This window comes from Lysinibacillus sp. BS3, from assembly GCF_039614735.1.
GTDB lineage: Bacteria > Bacillota > Bacilli > Bacillales_A > Planococcaceae > Lysinibacillus > Lysinibacillus capsici.
Genome location: NZ_CP154860.1, coordinates 2,767,942 through 2,788,528, shown reverse-complemented (window position 1 = coordinate 2,788,528; position 20,587 = coordinate 2,767,942). Strand labels below are relative to the sequence as shown.

Annotated in this window: 16 protein-coding genes; 2 read left to right on the top strand and 14 right to left on the bottom strand. The window is 37.3% G+C overall.

The window, feature by feature from the left end; translation table 11 throughout:
• Positions 1-292: 292 nt before the first annotated feature.
• On the top strand, positions 293-4,114 hold the full coding sequence (locus AAJG31_RS13680; RefSeq protein WP_279493512.1) for a S8 family serine peptidase: 3,822 nt from the start codon (positions 293-295) through the stop codon (positions 4,112-4,114).
• Between the two features lie 199 nt (positions 4,115-4,313).
• On the opposite strand, the gene AAJG31_RS13675 is transcribed toward AAJG31_RS13680, so the two are convergent.
• The 12 genes from AAJG31_RS13675 to AAJG31_RS13620 all read right to left on the bottom strand — a co-directional run bounded on the left by AAJG31_RS13675 (position 4,314) and on the right by AAJG31_RS13620 (position 16,404).
• Positions 4,314-5,042 carry an amino acid ABC transporter ATP-binding protein gene (locus tag AAJG31_RS13675; protein WP_315061093.1) on the bottom strand — a complete coding sequence of 243 codons (729 nt, stop codon included), beginning with the start codon at positions 5,040-5,042 and terminating at the stop codon, positions 4,314-4,316.
• A 27-nt stretch (positions 5,043-5,069) separates the two neighbouring features.
• Entirely contained in the window at positions 5,070-5,735 is a 666-nt protein-coding gene (locus AAJG31_RS13670) for an amino acid ABC transporter permease (RefSeq protein WP_004233396.1), read from the bottom strand.
• A gap of 31 nt (positions 5,736-5,766) precedes the next feature.
• Complete coding sequence (locus tag AAJG31_RS13665; protein WP_004233393.1) at positions 5,767-6,549, bottom strand: transporter substrate-binding domain-containing protein; 783 nt, start codon at positions 6,547-6,549, stop codon at positions 5,767-5,769.
• A 232-nt stretch (positions 6,550-6,781) separates the two neighbouring features.
• Positions 6,782-7,261, bottom strand: a complete 480-nt coding sequence (gene rlmH, locus AAJG31_RS13660; RefSeq protein WP_279493514.1) for a 23S rRNA (pseudouridine(1915)-N(3))-methyltransferase RlmH — start codon at positions 7,259-7,261, stop codon at positions 6,782-6,784.
• Positions 7,262-7,351: 90 nt separating this feature from the next.
• Entirely contained in the window at positions 7,352-7,516 is a 165-nt protein-coding gene (locus AAJG31_RS13655; protein ID WP_004233391.1) for a CxxH/CxxC protein, read from the bottom strand.
• 245 nt (positions 7,517-7,761) lie between these two features.
• Positions 7,762-9,057, bottom strand: a complete 1,296-nt coding sequence (locus AAJG31_RS13650) for a trypsin-like peptidase domain-containing protein (RefSeq protein WP_048395254.1) — start codon at positions 9,055-9,057, stop codon at positions 7,762-7,764.
• Positions 9,058-9,223: 166 nt separating this feature from the next.
• Positions 9,224-10,012 carry an MBL fold metallo-hydrolase gene (locus AAJG31_RS13645; RefSeq protein WP_048395252.1) on the bottom strand — a complete coding sequence of 263 codons (789 nt, stop codon included), beginning with the start codon at positions 10,010-10,012 and terminating at the stop codon, positions 9,224-9,226.
• The gene (gene yycI, locus AAJG31_RS13640) at positions 10,012-10,836 is read right to left on the bottom strand and encodes a two-component system regulatory protein YycI (protein WP_279493516.1); all 825 of its coding nucleotides are present in this window, start codon (positions 10,834-10,836) and stop codon (positions 10,012-10,014) included. Before yycI ends, AAJG31_RS13645 begins: the two co-directional genes overlap by 1 nt.
• The gene (yycH, locus tag AAJG31_RS13635; protein ID WP_269898066.1) at positions 10,823-12,148 is read right to left on the bottom strand and encodes a two-component system activity regulator YycH; all 1,326 of its coding nucleotides are present in this window, start codon (positions 12,146-12,148) and stop codon (positions 10,823-10,825) included. The genes yycI and yycH overlap by 14 nt, the downstream gene beginning before the upstream one ends.
• Entirely contained in the window at positions 12,145-14,010 is a 1,866-nt protein-coding gene (walK, locus tag AAJG31_RS13630; protein ID WP_279493521.1) for a cell wall metabolism sensor histidine kinase WalK, read from the bottom strand. The genes yycH and walK overlap by 4 nt, the downstream gene beginning before the upstream one ends.
• Before the next feature lie 5 nt (positions 14,011-14,015).
• The gene (gene yycF, locus AAJG31_RS13625) at positions 14,016-14,729 is read right to left on the bottom strand and encodes a response regulator YycF (RefSeq protein ID WP_036077923.1); all 714 of its coding nucleotides are present in this window, start codon (positions 14,727-14,729) and stop codon (positions 14,016-14,018) included.
• A gap of 214 nt (positions 14,730-14,943) precedes the next feature.
• Complete coding sequence (locus AAJG31_RS13620; RefSeq protein WP_066038354.1) at positions 14,944-16,404, bottom strand: M23 family metallopeptidase; 1,461 nt, start codon at positions 16,402-16,404, stop codon at positions 14,944-14,946.
• A gap of 377 nt (positions 16,405-16,781) precedes the next feature.
• Here AAJG31_RS13620 and AAJG31_RS13615 point away from each other — a divergent pair, with 377 nt between their 5' ends.
• A complete protein-coding gene (locus AAJG31_RS13615; RefSeq protein WP_181574674.1) occupies positions 16,782-17,645 on the top strand; it encodes a YitT family protein in 864 nt (287 codons plus the stop codon).
• Between the two features lie 44 nt (positions 17,646-17,689).
• On the opposite strand, the gene AAJG31_RS13610 is transcribed toward AAJG31_RS13615, so the two are convergent.
• The gene (locus AAJG31_RS13610) at positions 17,690-18,979 is read right to left on the bottom strand and encodes an adenylosuccinate synthase (protein ID WP_004233375.1); all 1,290 of its coding nucleotides are present in this window, start codon (positions 18,977-18,979) and stop codon (positions 17,690-17,692) included.
• 244 nt (positions 18,980-19,223) lie between these two features.
• Positions 19,224-20,585 carry a replicative DNA helicase gene (dnaB, locus tag AAJG31_RS13605; RefSeq protein ID WP_004233370.1) on the bottom strand — a complete coding sequence of 454 codons (1,362 nt, stop codon included), beginning with the start codon at positions 20,583-20,585 and terminating at the stop codon, positions 19,224-19,226.
• Positions 20,586-20,587 lie beyond the last annotated feature (2 nt).

The following is a 20,587-nucleotide window of genomic DNA, read 5'->3' as shown; positions in this document are numbered from 1 at the left end:
TTTCTTCAATATCGTACAAAAAATAATACAGGACGTCAAATGGATTTTTTATAAAACTCTTAAATGATAAAAAGTATGAATCACTGTAAGTCAATACTCATTTGAAAGTTCTACTTTTTTATTAAATTACTAGGAAAATAGAATTAATCCATTTTTGACAAAGTAATACTAATTATCAATATTTTGAGATTTTTCAATATTCCGATATTCGAATTATCTCACCTGTGATAAATTGGAAATATCACACTAAACCGAAAAGTGTGATAATTAAGAGCGGAGGGAGAAATGAGATTTGAAAAAGTTTAAGTTTACGAAGTTTTTAAGTAGTATGATAGCTTTCGTTATGGTGCTTTTTCTATTGGTTCCATTATCGAGTGCTAATGCTGAAGATTCGAAACCATTCAAGCAGGATAGCCAAAGTGAAAGTATACTTCAATTAAAGGCGGCTATCGCTGAACAGCTAAGCTTGTCTAAAGATGGTCCAACTCTTCACGAAAGCTTACAAAATGTATCAGGCAATCAAGAAGTTGCAGTCATCGTACATTTATCTGAAAAGCCTGTGGCACTAGAGCAAGGAATGAGCCAATTGAAAGGCCAAAAGTTCTCTAATGCGCGAGCAAATGAAGTTCGATCAAATGTAAAATCTCAACAAGCACAAGTTAAGAAAGAATTAGCTACTAAAAATGTTCAAATGACTCAAGGCTACACATTTGATACTGTTTTAAACGGTTTTGCAGCAACTGTGAAAGCAAATGATCTCCCAAAGCTGCTTTCAATAGAAGGAATAACATTAATTGAACCTGATGCAATTGTTTACGCATCTGAAGATAATACAATGAAATCATCAGAACTGATTAAGGAAGATCAACTAGAGGCTCAAATGAATACAAGTATTTCTTTCCTCGGCATCGAACAGCTTTGGAATGAAGGAATTGAAGGACAAGGTATAAAGGTAGCAGTATTAGATACTGGTATTGACGCAGATCACCCTGAGTTCGCTGGAATTTACAAGGGTGGGAAAAACTTCATTCCAAATTCATCAACTTACACAAAGCCTCGGGCAGATGACGATGCATCGGAAACCTTGCCTTCTGAGCGTCCTGCTGGAACACCTGAATTTAATGAAAAGGGAAGCTCGTTCTATACTTCTCACGGTACCCATGTTGCTGGAACTATTGCAGCAATTGGAGCTAACAATTTCGGCATTAAAGGAATTGCTCCAAAAGTAGACCTTTATGCTTACCGTGTTCTTGGTGCATATGGAAGTGGGGCTACATCTGGTATTGTTAAAGCAATTGAAACGGCTGTAACAGAAAAAATGGACATAATCAACCTTTCTCTTGGTGGGGGGGCTAACTCTGAAACGGACGCTGGTTCATTTGCTATTAATAATGCAATGATGGCTGGAACAATCGGAGTAATTGCAACAGGGAACTCCGGCCCAAATCGAGGAACAATGGGCACGCCTGCAACCGCTCGTTTAGGAATTGCTGTGGGTAACACAACAAATCCAGAAACAATGTATAACGGTGAAGTGAATGTTACAGTTGGTGACTACAACTTAACAAAACAGCTCCCATTAATGGGAACAACTTTTGGAAGGGATTTAGCAACACAGCTTCAAGGAGAATTTGACCTAGTTGCTATTCCTGGAAACGGAGAAGTAAAAGACTATGAGGGAATCGATGTAGAAGGTAAAGTGGCATTAATCTCTCGTGGCAGTATCGCATTTGTTGATAAAATTGCGAATGCAAAGGCAAATGGAGCAGTCGCCACAATTATTCATAACTTTGCTGGTGGAACAAATGCACCTAATATTTCAGGTACATTCCTGGGTGATTCTTTTGCTTTTCTACCAACATTCGATATGTCCCAAACGGATGGCAATGCAATTCGTGCTGCATTAGCCGGTGGAACTGGAAAAGTTAGCTTTAGTCAATTTACTTCCACAAAGACACTGGGAGATGAAGTAAACGATTCAAGTTCCCGTGGCCCATCTATGCCAAACTTTGATATTAAACCAGATGTAAGTGCACCTGGAACAAACATTATGTCAACGATTCCAATGTATAAAAAGGACTTCCCTAATGCAGATTATGCAGAGGCATATGATCGTAAAACAGGAACTTCTATGGCAACACCGCATATTACAGGTATTGTTGCATTACTTAAACAAGCAAATCCTGATTGGAATGCGTTCGACATAAAAGTGGCGCTTTCTAATACAGCAAAGGTTTTAGATAAAACAAAATACGATGTGTTCTCTCAAGGTGCAGGTCGTGTAAATGCTTATGCTGCAGCACATCCAGAAATTCTTGCCTATGCATTGGATAGTGCAATTTTAGATGGAACAGGAGCTGTTTCAGAAAACTTAAAAGGGACAGTTACTTTTGGTCCACAATCTCTTAAAGACCAGGATATTTCCGTAACGAAACAAGTTTTAGTAAAAGATATAAAGGGTCACGGCGGTAATTATAATGTATCAATTGATGTGACAAAATCATTTGGTGATGCAACTGTTACAGTCGACCAGCCAACATTTAATCTAGTTGGTGAGCAAGTGTTAAATCTTACATTAACGGCTTCACAAGCTACAGCTCCAAACGGCTCGGAAATACTGGGGTATATTCACATCAGCGGTGGTGCTACAGAAATTTCATTGCCATTCGCAGCTGACTTTGGAAGTGAGGCAGTAACTGAAATTAAAGATTTAAAAATTACAGAAACAGACCTCTCCTTTAATGGAGATGGCGTGAAAGATTCAGCTGTACTTTCATTTACATTAACTGGCGATGTAACAACTAACTATATCGAGCTATGGGATATTATGAATCCTCAAGGTGGAGAATATGGTGATGGCTACATCGGTTATCTACATGCAGGTACTGCGCTAGGAAAAGGCTCTTATACGCTGAATATCGCTGGGCAATACAAACCATGGGGAACAGAACCTGCCACAACAATTCCAGATGGTCTCTATACTATTGACTTTACTGGTCTTTCGGCATCAGGGGTAGTTTCCGATTATGTTGGACCAATTATCGTGAAAACGACTAAACCAGAAATTACTGGTTCAGTAGCTGAAGGTGTCGCTACAGGAAAGGTAACAGATAAGTATATCGACTACAATGAAGAGTTATATTTATATGGTTTAAACTATAATTTAAATGATAAATTAAAAGCTTCCTATATTGCGACTGTGAATGGCGAAATACAAGCGCCTGTTCCTTTTGAATTAAATCAAGACGGTAGCTTCACATTCCCAGTAACAACAGAAACTAATGCTGTATCAGTAAAAATTGAAGACGCTGCTGGGAATGTTGGTGAAGCACTAATATTTGAAAAAGATGTAGTTGAACCAAAAGTAACACTTTCTGTCAATCCAACTGAGCTAGACCTAACAGCTGGGGAATCTGCACAACTTACGGTAACAGAGACATCTACTCCTCCAGAAGGTGAAGCAACAGAGGAAGATGTAACTTCAAAAGCAACTTATGTTGTGGGAGATGAAAATGTTGCAACAATAGCAAATGGATTAGTAACTGCTGTAGGTGAGGGCACGACTACGATTGCTATTTCATATGGTGATCATGAAGTTACGGTAAATGTTACAGTAAAAGCACCTGTTGTAGAAACACCAATCGTAACACTAGAAATTGACCAAGCTCAGGTTGAAACTAGAATAGGTAAAGAGGTTATGGTTAAGATTACTGAAGTAACTACTTTTGAGGGTAGAACAACAGAAAAAGATGTTACTACGCTTGCAACCTACGAAGTAGCAAATGATAAAATAGCTACTGTAAAAGCAGGGGCTGTAAAAGGTAAAGGTCAAGGTACTACGACAATTACAGCAACGTATGGTGACCACACATTAACATTTGATGTATTAGTTGAAAAGCCGGGCAATGGCAATGGTAACGGCAGTGGCAATGGTAACGGCAACGGCAATGGTAACGGCAACGGCAATGGTAACGGCAACGGCAATGGTAACGGCAACGGCAATGGTAACGGCAACGGCAATGGTAACGGCAATGGTAACGGCAACGGCAATGGCAACGGCAACGGCAACGGCAACGGTAATGGTAATAATGAAGTTACCGAAGTTGAGTTATAATTAAATAAGTACAGTTCCAGCAAAAAGAGAAATTGCGCTTTGCAATTTCTCCTTTTGCTATTTAAATTTCACATACTCATGATAAGGTTGGCTGTAACGAGTCTATGTGCAGTTTTTCTGTACAAGCTTTATCTAGTAATCGAATATTTAATGCAAAACCATACGAGATCCTAACATTACCGTTCAGAACCTTTTAGTTTTATTTAAGCATCGTTGCAGTTAAAAATTCTCGTGTTCTCTCCTCTTTTGGATGATTGAAAAATTGTTCAGGTGTGCCGCGTTCAATTATTCTCCCATCATGCATATAGACAATCCAATCAGCTACCTCTTTTGCGAATCCCATTTCATGGGTTACAACAACCATAGTCATTCCTTCTTCAGCCAAATCTTTCATGGTTGTTAAAACCTCTCCCACAAGCTCAGGATCGAGTGCCGATGTTGGCTCATCAAAAAGCATAATGTCCGGTTCCATCGCAAGTGCTCTAGCAATCGCCACCCGTTGCTTTTGCCCCCCTGATAGTTTACTAGGATAGACATCCGACTTATCCTCCAAACCTACTTTTTTCAGTAATTGTTTTGCTTTGATGATAGCTTTTTCTTTGTCTACACCCTTTACCATAACAGGTGCTTCAATAATATTTTCTAAAACCGTTTTATGTGGGAATAAGTTAAAATTTTGAAACACCATCCCAACCTTTTCTCTAATCTTGTTAAGATCATCTATCCGTGGATTGACTTCATTTCCCTCAATTATAATATTGCCATTATCTTTTCTTTCTAAAAAGTTCAAGCAGCGAAGGAGGGTGCTTTTCCCTGACCCACTCGATCCTATTAGACAAACAACATCGCTCTCATAGACTGTCATATCGATATTTTTCAATACATGTAAGTCTCCAAACGATTTATTCAATTGACTTATTTTAATCATTTCCTTAGTGTCCAATTTTTTCAGCTCCTATCTGTCGCTTACTGCTAATTTTAGTTCAGTTCGGTTCACTACAAATGTCATCAACGCTACCAGCAATAAATAGTAGACTGCTACAATGAGTAAGTAGGTCATTTCATCGAAATTATTCGACCCAAGTGTTGTCGCCACATTAAACAGCTCATTCATGGAGATAAATGCGGCTAACGAAGAATCTTTTAAACTGATGATAAATTGATTGCCTAAAGGCGGCAATGCTCTACGGAATGCCTGTGGGAGAATAATCCTTCTTAATGTCAGTGTCTTTGTCATTCCCAAAGAGCGTCCTGCTTCAAATTGGCCATTATCGACTGACTGAATTGCTCCCCGAAGGATTTCAGAAATATAAGCTCCATTATGTAGCGCTAGAGCAAGGGAAGCAGCCCAAAAATCAGGAAGAAGGAAAATCCCGCTAATTCCGAAGTAGAGGATAAATATTTGAACAATCAGTGGTGTTCCTCGAACCAAATAGACATATATATCTGAAATAAGTTCTAAAATTTTTATATTAGAAATTTTTAATAAGGCAAAGACTAGTCCGATGATGATTCCCAGTAAGATAGAAACCACCGTCAGCTCTAATGTTAAAAGCATAGCTTTAAAGAATACACCTTTTGTTTCCATTAGTATTTGAAAAAAATGTGAAAAACTTGGCAAAGTACTACTTCCTTTCTTTTATAGCATTGGTTTATTCTGATTTTTTGGTAATGTCCTCACCAAAATATTTGATACTGATTTGAGTCAATGTTCCATTTTCCCGAAGTTGTTCCAAAGATTCATTAACTCGCTTCAATAGCTTTGGATTATCCTGAGGCAACACAATCGCTTGTTCACTGCGATTAATTAATTGCTGTCCTTTAATCTTAAAACCTTCCTTTTCAGCAGTTTTTCCTGTAACAAAATCTGTAATTACTGCATCATGACGCCCACTGCTTAATGCCTTTAATGCCGTAATATCGCTGTCATATGTTTTGATGTTGTCTGTATACTTGGAAGCTGTATCGGCATATGTTGATCCTTTTGCAACAGCTACTTCCTTTCCCTCTAAATCTTCAACAGTCCTAATTTTACTATCCGGTCTGGTGAAAATTTTCGGTCCTGAATAATAATAGGGGGTAGAGAAAGAAACATGTTTACTCCGCTGCGGGTTAATCGTGTGACTTGCAACGGCTGCATCCGCTCTTCCCGTTTTCACCCCTTCAACAATCCCTTTGAACTTGATTCGTTTCTGAACCGGCTCAAGGCCCATTTCCTTTGCAATCGCTTCACCAACCTCAATATCAAAGCCCGACATTGTAAGATCGTCATTTATATAACTAAATGGCTTAAATTCACCAGAAGTAGCAAAAACAAATTGATTTTTATTGATCAGTTCAGATCCATCTTCAAGCTTCTGCTTCTCTCCACAACCAGACAACATGCAGGCTACGATTGTACTTAAGACCAATAAAAACTTTTTATTCAACAACATGTTGGCTATAACTCCTTTCTCTTTCGATTATTCCTACAATCCTTTCTTGCTATATAACTTGCTTATGATAGTTAATACCCAATCCACTCCCAATAAAACAAAAAAGTATCAGGCACTTTTAATAGTGCCTGATACTTTTTCTACAAATTTCGAATTATATAATTATCTTTCAAGTCTTCTCTTTCCTCTAAAAATGTAGCTTTTTAGATGTATAGAACTAAGAAAACCGCACTTACTTATGATACGGTTCACCCTTCATAATCCTAAAACTACGATAAATCTGTTCCACTAGCACAAGCTTCATGAGCTGGTGAGGAAGTGTCATCTTACCAAAAGATTGCTGCTCATCTGCACGCTTTAACACATCTTCATGTAGACCGAGGGAGCCGCCGATGACGAAGGCGATTTTGCTTTTGCCGTAGGTCATGAGGGATTCGATGTCGGCAGCCATTTGTTCGGAGGTTTTCATTTTGCCGTTGATGGCTAGAGCAATTACATAGGCATCCGGATTGATTTTCGTTAGGATGCGTTCGCCCTCTTTTTTCTTGACGATATCTATTTCAGCTTCACTTAGTTGTTCAGGTGCCTTTTCGTCTGGCACTTCAACCAAATCCATTTTTGCATAGCCGCCAAGACGTTTTACGTACTCATCGATCCCCATTTTTAAGTACTTTTCTTTTAGTTTGCCGACTGATACAATCGTTATATTCACACGTTATCCACCTTTACAATTCATTTACAAACAAATTATCCACAAAAGTTATCAACATATCCACAAGCACTCTCTATATATTGTGTAAAGTTATTTACTTGATACAATATATTCTGCTGCCTGTTCACAGTAGCTACACTTTGTGGATAACTTTTTATCCTCTTCGATTTTATCCATAATTGGGAACACTTTTTGCTCTGCTACAAACATGTCTAAAGCGTGATCTATATGGCTTTCACAGCTGTACTTTTCCATTTTTTGATGTCTCCTTATTTTCCGAAATTTCCACAAACTTATTCACAAATCAGTCTATGTTATCCACAATCTATTGTAACAAAGTAATAGCATGTATGGAAGAAGTGCCTTTTACTCCCGATTTACTGTGCGGAATTAGTATTCACAATTTTCTAGTTATCCACAATATTTCATAAAAGTATTTTCTCCATCCTCATAAAAAAAGCGATGGAGATTGATTAGATCTCCATCGCTTTTCATATTCTTTACAATGTATTACCGTTTGTTAATGTTAGTGATAGCTCAACTAATTTACCTTGACGGTACACTTTTAATGTTAGCTTATCACCAATTTTTTTGTCATTATATAAATGTTTGCGTAAATCAATAGTTGTTTCAATTTTTTGACCATCCATCTCTACAATAACATCGTATTGTTGAACCCCTGCTTTTGAGGCTGGTGAGTTATTCATGACATCTGTTACAACAACGCCTGTTGTCACCTCTGCAGGTAATTTTAATGTTTGTTGTTGATAGAATGATGGCACATCTGTTAAATCTGCAAGTGAAACTCCCATTGTTGGACGTTTCATTTCTCCATTTTTCTCTAGTTCCTCGATAATTGGAATAGCTGAATTAATTGGAATAGAGAACCCTAAACCTTCAACTGAGGATTCAGCAATTTTCATGGAGTTAATTCCTACTAATTCTCCAGCTAAGTTCACAAGTGCTCCACCACTATTCCCTGGGTTAATCGCAGCATCTGTTTGCAATACTTCTTGTTGCCAATCTTCTGTGCCATCACCATTTAAGTCTACTGGTACAGAACGGTCTTTACCTGAAACAACACCAGTTGTCACAGAACCATAGAAGTCTAAACCAAGTGGGTTACCAATGGCAATCACTGTTTCACCTTGTTTTAATACATCCGAATTCCCGAATGTCGCAACTGTTTTAACATTTTTAGAGTTAATAGAAATAACAGCAAGGTCCGTCCAAACATCGTGACCCACTAATTGTGCAGGTTCTTTTGTTCCGTCTGGCATTGTGACCTCTAACTGCTTTGCCCCTTCAATAACATGGTTATTTGTGATGATAAAGGCTTTGTCACCTTCAATTTTATAAACGACACCTGAACCGCTTCCTGCCTCTTTTGTTGTCGTTGATGGTGGGCTCCAAAAACCTCCGCTTGTGACTTCTTGAATATTTGTGATACCAACAACTGCTTGTGAGGCTTTATCAACTGCAGTTGTCACATCTGTCGTTACTTCTGTAGCTACCTGATTAATTGTTGTGTTATTTTTTCCTGTATTACTTGTTGTTGTTCCAGGCATTTGATTGACAAGTCCCGGTAGCATAAGCCACACAAGTAAGGCACCTATAATGACACCGACCAGACCACTAAAGAAATAGCCGCCTTTACCTCCTCCACCTTTCTTTTTCATGCGCTTAGTCTGCATTTCTTGCTCCTCGCGCTCTAGTCTTTCTTGAAGAGGTGATTTCGGTACTTCATCATTTTTAAGGAAATCACTGTTTTTATCATCATCTTGGAAATAGCTCATGTTCGTCATCCTTTCCTTTGAGTGCTATCTAATTAGTTGTTACCCTAATCTTACGATTCAAACATTAAAATCAGATGAAAAACAAATAAAATAGGCATAAAAAAAGCTGTTCAATGCATTTTTTTATGCGTTGAACAGCTTCAAATTTTATCTAAATAGCCTATGATTAAACCGTCACCAATTTTGTTGGTTCTTCTGCATCCGTATCAAATAGATGAACATGCTCACCAACAAGGATGCCACAAGATTGTAAGGTTTGTGCGACACTCATACGTGCTAGCTCTTTCATATTATTATCTTTACTTAAATGTGAAAGATAAATATTGGTCGTCTTATCAAATACAACCTCACTCATTGCAATTGCTGCATCCTCATTAGACACATGTCCTACATCACTTAAAATACGACGTTTAATAGACCAAGGGTAGCGTCCCATTTGCAGCATATTGACATCATGATTACTTTCAAAGACAAAAGAATCAGCGCCTCGAATAATTCCTTTCATACGATCACTGACATAGCCTGTATCTGTAATAATAACAAGCTTGCGATCATTTTCATGAAAAGTATAGAACATTGGATCTGCTGCATCGTGTGAAACAGCAAAGGATTCAACAGCTAAAGAACCAAAATGCTTCACTGTATCCATTTCAAATTCAAAACGTTGCTCTACAGGAATGTCTCCAATAAGCCCATCCATTGCCTGCCACGTTTTGGCGTTTGCGTAAATTGGTACATTATATTTCCGTGCCAGTACACCAATTCCTTTAATATGATCACTATGCTCATGTGTAACAAAGATACCACTGAGCTGCTTCATATTACGGTCGATTTTTGTAAATAACTGCTCCATCTTTTTCCCACTAAGACCCGCATCAACGATAAAAGCATGATCGTCATTCTCTACATAAATCGAATTCCCTGTACTGCCACTTGCTAAAACACTAAATCGCATTATTCAACTCCCCAGTCTTCTTCTTCGCTCTCTTGCTTGTCCTCCTGGATTTCGATGACTTTACCTTCTACTGCATTCACAAAGTACTCCTCTTTTGTCCCATCAGATAATTTCACTTGAACTTCCCATGTTGGCACCAATACCTGAGTACGTGTCAATTTAACAAGCGTTGAGTAACCTAGTTTCATTTGTGTAATGCGAGAATCTGGCTTGAGCGGTCCCTTTGCATACAAAGTTTGAATAATTTGAAGTGGAGGAATAACTGTTTCCTGCTGTTCCATTTCTTCAATATTATCAATCATTGTTTGCTCATACATTGTTACTTCGTTATTAGCATTCCATTTTATTTTTAATGAACCACTATAATAGAACATTCGATTGTTTGTCTTTTGGAAAAAAATTGCGACTCGTTCTTCGCGGTCTATTTTCCATAAAGCATAAGATGCACCTTCAATAATGTTTGCTAGGACAAAATCTGTAAAGCTTGCGTCATCACTTACATTACGTAATTTAACAGGCCTCATAAAAATAACACGAGCCTTTGTATTATTATCATCCTTAAATTTAACTTGCTGGTTACTATTACTAAATTCGGCTGGTGTGAATTTATGCACTTGAGCTGTCATATACGAAGCAGATTCAATATTATTTGGTAATGTGCCGTACGTAATATTATCATCCTTTAAACGAGCTTCTATTGTTCTTTCACCTGGTACCTCAATATCTTTTGCTTCATTATAGCGATTGACATAAAGTGAATACAAGAAGATGTTCAGTATTAAAAAAACGAATATAAAAATAGATTTTGTTCTATTCCAATCCATTTTTAACACCTCCTAATACTTCAGGAGTCAGTTTAGTCCATGTACCATTACGAATAACAAACCAACAAGGTTCAAATATAAATATATTCTGTTCTTGATTTTGTGTTAAATAATAGCCTAAGACGATTTCATCGATATCAGGCAGAGGAATACTGTTAGCGCTTTTTAATCTCTCTGCGATCTCCGCACCTGATGCTAATTCTTTGATTTCTTTCTCCAATGATATATCCATATCCAATGAGAAGTATGGACGCTTATAATGGAAAATTCGACTATCTCCCCAAATCGTTGTCATTCGTGTAATGACATGATTGCTATAGACAGGGAAACCTTGCAAATACATTTGATAATCTATTTGATTTTTATTGGTATTGGATGAAGCATAGCGGAAATCTGCGGTAAATCCTCCATGCTCATTAATAAATTCAAAGCTATCCTTTAAAAGCTTGGATGGCTCGACTCTAATACTACTTTCTGCAGCAGGATAAACATAGTTTAATGATTTAAGATTTGTTTCTAAGGTCATTAACGACATACCATCTGTATATTTTTCAGAGGATGCACTTTCCACATTCCGCTGCACAATATTTGGATCTGGGAATAATACATTTTTAAATAGTTCTGGCGTAATATCCTCAATAAAATACGTATATTTTACAGATTCAATATTACTGTTCGCCAAATAAAGAGATGTATAGCCTTCTCTTTCTACTTCTTTAAAAACCTCATATTTTTTGGCAGGCTCTATGACTTCCTGTATAAATTGATTCATGTTTGGCACACTGACATGTGAGCGGAATAATGATTGGTTATTACCACTAATGTAATACAACATCAATTCTTTGCTATTGTAATTACTCCAATCTATAATCATACGATTGAACGTTGTTTCTGGTAATTCCTTATCAGTGAACTGAAAGGTTGTGTTAAAAGCTGAAAAAGGAATCTCTCCTGTAAAAAATATTGTCATTCGATGATCTGCGCCAATAATTTGATTCACATAGTTTGCAGAAAGATTATTGTTTACAGACACCAAATCTAAAACATTCCAGCCTTTAAATACTTTCATCATGTCTTTCATAGCTGCATTAGAAACAGTGCCTGTAAACTCTTCTTCAGATCGGAAAATAGCCTTGTATGGTCGAATAATATCCTCCATATCCTTTTGCGGCTTAATTAAAATTTCCTCGCCCTCTGTTTTTTCAATATATTTATAATCAGGTGTATAGGTCCAAATTAAAAAAGTTAAAATCACACTCAGCATAACAAGTAGAAATAATACAACAGATTTAACTGGCTCTATATATTTCATTCCCACTCACCTGCCTCATCAAATTCATCTGCATCATATGGTAATGTGAAGAAAATTGTTGTACCCTGTCCTTCTTCACTTTCAGCCCAAATCTTACCGCCGTGTGCTTCAATCATTTCCCGCGCAATAGCTAGTCCCAAGCCTGTTCCTCCCATAGAACGAGCGCGTGCACGATCCACACGATAGAAGCGATCAAAAATACGGCCAACATTTTCTTTAGGAATACCCATGCCATCATCTGAAATCATGACTTTCAACATGTCATCCTGTCCCGTAAAGCCAAAGCGAATATTGCCACCATCTGGAGAATATTTAATAGCATTGGAAATGATATTATCAATAACTTGTGTGATTTTATCCGTATCAATTTCTACATAAAAGGAGGTTTCAGGGAATAATCGTTCAAAATGTACCTTGTCAGACTTAGACATTTCAAATCGGTCTATAATGCGGTTAAAGAATGAATTAAATAAGACAATATCTTTATTCAACTCGTAATCTGAACTATCCATTCTTGATAACTGCAGTAAATCATTTACTAGACGAATCATACGCTCTGTTTCGGTTTGTGTCACATTTAAAAACGTAGGAGCAATATTTTCATCTTTCCATGCACCATCTGCAAGTGCCTCTAAATAACTACGCATTGTTGTTAATGGCGTTCTTAACTCATGTGATACATTCGAGACGAATTCCCTACGATCCATTTCAATCTTTTCTTGCTCTGTTATATCGTGCAAAACAGTAATCAGACCATTAATAAAGCCTGTTTCTTTTTGAATAACAGAGAAATTAGCACGAAGTATATAGGGAGCATCTGCTGTACTGAAGTTTAAATTCACGGCATCATTCATATGAATTAAGTCTTCAAAACTATATTCCTGATCAATCCCCAATACAGAGGCGATAGGGCGCCCTAATGTAATATCTCTTGAAATATGCAGTAATTCCAATGCAGGGTCATTGATGAGAATAATACGTCCCTTACGATCTGTTGCAATTACACCATCTGTCATATTACTCAGAACTGAATCTAGCTTTCGACGTTCAGCTTCTGTGGTCGATTGTGCTTCCTGCAAACGGTTGGTTAGATGATTAAAGGTGATGGCTAGTTGGCCGATTTCATCTGTACCATATACACGTACCTTTCGAGAATAGTTCCCCTTCGCCATTGCCTGAGCCTGCTTTCGCATATCAGCAATAGGCTGTGTAATCGTTCTTGCCACAAGAATACCTAAGAAGATGGTAATGACCAAGGACATTGCCGTACCACCAAGGAAAATCTGATTAATATCATTCATTTGTTCAAAAACTGATTCAATATTGGCTTCAATATAGAGTACACCAATGATTTCATCATCTGGTCCTGCACCCGCACGAATGGGATTCGCTAAAACCCACACACGATTTCTCGTCTTATTGTCCAGCTTAATAATATCAAACAGTGTTTCGGCAGATATCGCTCGACGTACAAGATCAGTATTAGAGCGCTGACCTATTAAATTCTGATTTTCAAGCTCAGATGTTGCAAGTATTCTTTGTCTATCGTCAATGACACGAATTTCTAAAATATCACCATTTGAAACATCCCTTAAACCAGTAGAAAACTCCATAACAATTGACTTTAGGCTCTCCTCTAGTTTAGGCATGCTTTCATCGCGTTCCTTTAAAATTTCCTCACGAAGACTATATTGCATCAAGTCAACTCGCTGAAAAATGGAATCTTGGAAGTTGCTCTTCAAATTTCTTTCTAATTCACGAGCGAAATAGATACCGATAATTTGTAAAGCAAGCAATATTAATAAAATATAAATCAGCACTAGTTTGACATGAATGGATTTAAAGAAGCTCACTTTCTGCATTCCTATTACTCCTGTTCAGGATTTCGTAAATAATAACCTACACCACGTCGTGTGACAATCCAAGCGGGATGACTAGGATTATCCTCAATTTTTTCACGTAAACGGCGAATTGTTACATCAACAGTTCGTACATCACCAAAGTAATCATAGCCCCATACTGTTTGTAGGAGGTGCTCCCGTGTCATTACTTGTCCAATATGTTTCCCTAAATAATGAAGTAACTCAAATTCTCGATGTGTCAATTCAATTGCTTCATCACGCTTCATTACTAAATAAGCATCTGGTTGAATAACAAGCGAACCTACGACAATCTCATTCGACTCCTCCTCAGCCTCTTCTGCTGCTGGAGCGACTACTTGTAAACGGCGCATATTGGCCTTTACACGTGCAATCAGCTCTCTTGTACTAAATGGCTTTGTGACATAATCATCTGCACCCATCTCTAATCCTAATACTTTATCAATTTCAGAGCCTTTAGCTGTTAGCATAATAATCGGAAAATCATATTTTTTACGTACTTCTCTACAAACTTCCATCCCATCACGCTTTGGCAGCATAATATCTAAAAGCATTAAATCTGGTTGCTCTTCCTCTACTTTCTTTAATGCCTCATCACCATCATAAGCACAAATAACTTTATAGCCTTCTTTTATTAAATTAAATTGCAAAATATCTGCGATTGGTTTCTCATCATCAACAACTAAAATTGTTTTATTCATACATACTCTCCCTTTCGCTTCTTATCTATTCTTAAACAATGTGTATTTGTAAATTCACTACTCTTAACTCTATCATGCTTTCGGATTCTATGCATTAATCGATATTCAATCCCTCTAATACTGTGACAAAAAGCGATGTAATTCAACAATTATTTCTCGGGAAATAATAGAAAAAGACAGTCCATTATTCGGACTGCCTTCTATTCAACATGTTTTATCGGCCTACATAAGATAACGGATTTTCTAATGAACCGTTCTTTTCAACTTCAAAGTGCAAATGTGTACCTGTCGAATTTCCAGTGGAACCCATAATACCAATCACAGAACCTTTTTCCACTACTTGTCCGACTTCAACATTAATTGAAGATAAATGTCCATAAAGTGTTGTAAAACCATTATTGTGATTAATAACAATACGATTACCATAGGTGCCAGAAGTGCCAGCAGCAACAACTACACCATTATCAGCAGCTAAAATATTATAGTTACTTGGTCGAGCGATATCAATACCACGATGGAAGGCTCCCCAACGTTCACCCATACCACTTGAAATATAGCCCCCGACTGCTGGCCATGCAAATTCTCCAGTTCCACGTGAAGAAATAACCTTTGTACCAACTACTTCAATTTCATCTACTGGTTGTTGAAGTATTTTTTCCTCTAAGGCAACTTTTGATGTCTGTGTACCATTTTCAGATGTTAATGCATAAGTTGTTTCTTTTTTTCCATTAACACCTTCTTGCTTGATGACCTTTTCACCTTTATACATAGTAGGATCTTCTTCAATTACTTTTTTAAACGGAATGACTTCCGCAACTTTCTTTTCCTTTTTTACTTCAAGTGTCACAAATGGCTTTGCCACAGTAACATTTAATTCTTGTCCAATTTGTAAAACTGTATCTACTGTGATATCCGGATTTAGAGCTAGTAGTTCACTTGTTGTTAAATTATGTTTTTTAGCAACTGACCCTAACACGTCTCCTGATTCAATTTTATATGTTTCTTGCTCAAGATAGCCTGTCATTAAAAACTTCACGGCTTGCTCAGGTGATAATATATCAGTGGGTGTCACTTTTTGTGATAACCCTGAAACGCCTTGTTTAAAGGAAACATTTAGAAGTCTAGACTCACCATCTTTTAATTCTGGTAGATTATTGCTAGCTTGGCGTTTTGATAAGTTATCTAATTCTTGCTGAGAAACATATTGTAGCTTTAACATTTGAACAGTTTTCTCATAAGCTTCCGTATTCTTTAGTGATACTACTGGTTTGTGATTTACTAATAATGTAAAGGCATCTGATTTGGCCACTAAAGATTGCTTAAGTTTTGATAATGTTTCTGCATCTTTTGTTTCATTTGTAAATACTTGTTCTGGGATTATTTTAACAGCTGAGCTAGCATCAATGGATAAACCTTTGAATTGCTGACTTGCCACTTTTTCTTTTGATGCAATTATTTCTTGAATTGCTTTCTCATCAGATACTGCACCAATATATTCATTCCCCACATATACGTGGTAAATTTTATTTAAGTTTTCTTTGTTATATTCCTTAGCAAATCCCATGTTAATCGTTAGGCTTGTCATTAAAACTACAATGATTGAAGCCTTTTTAAAAGAAGAAAAATTGTAGGTGAATCTATTGTTTTCTTCTTTTCTTTTCCAAAACGAATTCATCAATAAAGCCCCTTCCAACTTTACCCTACTGTAGGATGATTTACCCACAAGGATTTTTTGCACCCCTATAATGTACCATAAAGAAAATGACGTTTGAACGATTTCACTCTTTTGTAATGTAAATGTATTATTTATCTACTTATTGTTACATAGAATATATTTTATATAGTTTATAAATACTGTAATTTTATTCATATATTGGTTCTTAAAATTCAATTTAACTATCATCGGTATACTATTCTCAAATTTTTTCAAGTGAATTTTGACTTAATACTTTTTACTTTTTTAATATTCCGATAAAATATATATAGAAGGTACACTATTTGATTGGAGCGATTAAATTGAGTGATTCACAAACCTCTGAGATCACAACAAAGATGTTGAGACCTCAGAAAAATAGCATACGTAAAGTTTTTGCAAGAATTATTATGGTTTCGCTAGGCGCGATTATAATGGCATTGGGCTTGGAACTGTTTTTAGTACCCAACCACATTATGGATGGTGGCATCGTAGGTGTTTCCATTATCACATCTCATTTATTAAAATTACCCCTTGGTATTTTCATCTTCATTTTAAACTTACCTTTTATTTTTTTAGGCTATAAACAAATTGGTAAAACCTTTGCATTGTCCACAGGTCTAGGTATTACCGTACTCTCATTTTCAACACTCGCCTTACATAATATCCATCCATTTACGGAAGACACATTATTGGCAACAGTCTTTGGAGGAATGATTTTAGGAGTTGGTGTCGGAATTGTGATTCGTTATGGAGGTTCATTGGATGGAACTGAAATATTAGCTATTTTAGCTAATAGCAAAACACCTTTTTCAGTTGGAGAAATCATCATGTTCTTCAATATCATTATTTTTACGGTGGCAGGATTTATTTTTAATTGGGAGCAAGCCATGTACTCCATCATTGCATACTATATTGCCTATAAAATGATTGATATTGTTATTCAAGGATTGGAAGAATCTAAATCGGTTTATATCATAAGTGATGACATTGATGAAATTGGACAAACTATTATGGATCGACTTGGTCGTGGCGTTACTTTCCTTCACGGAGAGGGAGCTTATACGGGGAATGACAAGAAAGTCATATTTACCGTTATTACTCGTTTAGAAGAATCTAAATTGAAAACAATCGTCGCTGAAATAGATGACAATGCTTTTCTAGCCATCGGTAATATCGCCGAGGTAAAAGGTGGTCGCTTTAAGAAGAAAGATATTCACTAAAAAAGGGCATGCCGCATTTGGCACGCCCTTTTCATTTTATTTCATTATGCTTCCCAAACGTCCACTAACACGTTTGTTTGCTCACGTGCAGGTCCAACAGAGAAAGTAGCAATTTGAATGCCCGTTAGTTCGCTGATACGCTCCACATAGCGGCGTGCATTTTCAGGTAGCTCTTCTAAAGTTCTGCAGCTTGTTACATCCTCTGACCAGCCTGGAAGCTCCTCATAAATCGGCTCACATTGTTCAATAATATGAAGGTTTGCTGGATACTCTGTGATTGTTTCACCTTTATAGTTATAGGCTGTACAAATTTTTACTGTTTCTAAGCCCGATAAAACATCGATAGAGTTAAGAGCAAGATGAGTAATGCCACTTACACGGCGTGAGTGACGAACAACGACTGTGTCGAACCAGCCTACACGACGTGGACGACCTGTTGTTGTACCATATTCGCGACCAACCTCACGAATTTGTTGACCTACTTCATCGAACAACTCCGTTGGGAATGGCCCATCTCCTACTCGAGATGTATAGGCCTTAGATACACCAATAACGCTTGTTACGCGTGATGGCCCAACACCTGCACCGATTGCTACTCCCCCAGCAACAGGATTTGAAGATGTTACATATGGATACGTACCTTGATCGACATCAAGTAAAATTCCTTGTGCACCTTCGAATAGCACTTTACCGCCCTCATCAAGGACATCGTTCAAAATTTTAGACGTGTCCGTAACATACTTAGCAATTTCTTGTCCGTAACCATAGTATTCCTCGAAAATTTCTTCGAATGTTACGCCTTCAACTTCATAGAATTTCTCAAATAACTTATTTTTAATGGCTAAATTATGACGTAGTTTTTCCTCAAAGATTTCCTTATCAAGTAAGTCAGCCATACGGATCCCAATACGTGCTACTTTATCTTGATAACAAGGTCCAATACCTTTACAAGTTGTGCCGATTTTATTGTCTCCACGACTTTCTTCATCCGCAATATCTTGTTTAATATGATAAGGCAAAATCACATGTGCACGATTAGAAATACGTAGATTATCTGTATTAATACCACGCTCTTGTAAACCTTTAAGCTCTGTTACTAATGATTTTGGATTCACAACTAATCCATTACCAATTACTGAAGTTTTATCTTTATAGAAGATCCCTGATGGAATTAAATGTAATTTATAAGTTTCACCATCAATTTTAATGGTATGTCCTGCATTATCTCCACCGGCAAAACGAGCGATGGCATCGGCTTTGTGCGAAAGGAAATCTGTAATTTTACCTTTTCCTTCGTCTCCCCACTGTGTTCCTACAACTACTACTGATGTCATAATCAGCACCTCCGTTAGATACCTTTGTATCTCAATTTTCAAGCCTCAATTATTGTAACAATGATAGAAACAACTCGTCAATAAAAAATAGCGAAAAAACACGAACATAAAATCAAAAAATCTGATTCAACGTTCGTGTTTAATAACAGAATGGTATGAATATTATCGAACATTCAGATTAATTTAATCTAAGGGTAATATTTCATTACTAATAGGCAACTTATCTGAATGACGAGTAACTTGACTAATCACGTGGCGGTGGAGGTGGCATTTGTGACCAATCCACATTAATGAATTTATTGAATTCTTTTTTAAAGGCCAATGTAACAGTTCCTGTTGGACCATTACGTTGTTTCGCAATGATAATTTCGATCATATTTTTATTCTCAGATTCTTTATCGTAATAATCATCACGGTATAAAAACGCAACAATATCAGCATCTTGCTCAATACTTCCCGATTCACGTAAGTCACTCATCATTGGCCGTTTATCTTGTCGTTGCTCAACACCACGAGATAACTGTGATAACGCAATAACAGGTACCTTTAATTCACGGGCTAATCCCTTTAAGGAACGAGAAATCTCTGATACCTCTTGCTGACGGTTTTCTCCTGGCTTGCCGCTCCCCTGAATCAACTGTAAATAATCAATTAAGATCATTCCTAGTCCATTCTCCTGAGCTAAACGACGACATTTTGCACGGATTTCATTGATACGTACACCTGGAGTATCATCAATAAAAATCCCTGAATTCGATAAACTACCCATTGCCATAGTTAGTTTACCCCAATCTTCTGTAGTTAAAGCACCTGTACGTAAAACTTGTGCATCTATATTTCCTTCTGCACAAAGCATACGCATGACCAGTTGCTCTGCACCCATCTCTAAAGAAAAGATTGCAACATTTTCACGAGCTTGTACAGCAACACTTTGCGCAACATTCAATGCAAAGGCTGTTTTCCCTACAGATGGACGAGCAGCAACAATGATTAAATCGTTACGTTGAAAGCCTGCAGTAATGTTATCTAAATCACGGAAGCCAGTCGGGATACCCGTTACTTCTCCCTTTTGTGATTGCAGTTGCTCAATATTATCGAAAGTTTCCACTAGCACATCTTTAACATGCTTAAAGTCACCTGCATTCTTTCGATTGGCAACCTCCATCATTTTCTTCTCTGCCTCGCCTAATAATGCCTCTACTTCGTCTTCACGGGTATAGCCGTCCTCGACAATTTTCGTAGCCACTCGAATCAATCGACGTAAGAGGGCCTTTTCCTCAACGATTTTGGCATAATGAGCGACATTGGCAGCTGTAGGGACAGCATTGGCGAGCTCTAGTAAATAAGAAAGCCCGCCAACGTCCTCAATCTCTTTTTTAGCTGATAATTCTTCTGTAACTGTTACAACATCTATCGCTTTTCCTTGATCACTCAAGCGCAACATCGTTTCGAAAATTTTCTTATGGGCATTTAAATAAAAATCATCTGCCAATAAAATTTCTGATGCTGTTATTAATGCCTGTGGCTCAAGGAAGATAGCACCGATAACCGATTGCTCCGCCTCCCGGTTATGCGGTGGAACGCGGTCCATCATCGGTTCACTCATGG

What these genes read in the sequence shown, in the direction of transcription:
- AAJG31_RS13675 (WP_315061093.1), bottom strand. Translation starts at nt 5,042, where the DNA reads ATGATTAAAATAAGTCAATTGAATAAATCGTTTGGAGACTTACATGTA.
- AAJG31_RS13665 (WP_004233393.1), bottom strand. Translation starts at nt 6,549, where the DNA reads ATGTTGTTGAATAAAAAGTTTTTATTGGTCTTAAGTACAATCGTAGCC.
- AAJG31_RS13655 (WP_004233391.1), bottom strand. Translation starts at nt 7,516, where the DNA reads ATGGAAAAGTACAGCTGTGAAAGCCATATAGATCACGCTTTAGACATG.
- AAJG31_RS13650 (WP_048395254.1), bottom strand. Translation starts at nt 9,057, where the DNA reads ATGAGCTATTTCCAAGATGATGATAAAAACAGTGATTTCCTTAAAAAT.
- AAJG31_RS13645 (WP_048395252.1), bottom strand. Translation starts at nt 10,012, where the DNA reads ATGCGATTTAGTGTTTTAGCAAGTGGCAGTACAGGGAATTCGATTTAT.
- yycI (WP_279493516.1), bottom strand. Translation starts at nt 10,836, where the DNA reads ATGGATTGGAATAGAACAAAATCTATTTTTATATTCGTTTTTTTAATA.
- yycH (WP_269898066.1), bottom strand. Translation starts at nt 12,148, where the DNA reads ATGAAATATATAGAGCCAGTTAAATCTGTTGTATTATTTCTACTTGTT.
- walK (WP_279493521.1), bottom strand. Translation starts at nt 14,010, where the DNA reads ATGCAGAAAGTGAGCTTCTTTAAATCCATTCATGTCAAACTAGTGCTG.
- yycF (WP_036077923.1), bottom strand. Translation starts at nt 14,729, where the DNA reads ATGAATAAAACAATTTTAGTTGTTGATGATGAGAAACCAATCGCAGAT.
- AAJG31_RS13620 (WP_066038354.1), bottom strand. Translation starts at nt 16,404, where the DNA reads ATGAATTCGTTTTGGAAAAGAAAAGAAGAAAACAATAGATTCACCTAC.
- AAJG31_RS13615 (WP_181574674.1), top strand. Translation starts at nt 16,782, where the DNA reads ATGTTGAGACCTCAGAAAAATAGCATACGTAAAGTTTTTGCAAGAATT.
- AAJG31_RS13610 (WP_004233375.1), bottom strand. Translation starts at nt 18,979, where the DNA reads ATGACATCAGTAGTAGTTGTAGGAACACAGTGGGGAGACGAAGGAAAA.
- dnaB (WP_004233370.1), bottom strand. Translation starts at nt 20,585, where the DNA reads ATGAGTGAACCGATGATGGACCGCGTTCCACCGCATAACCGGGAGGCG.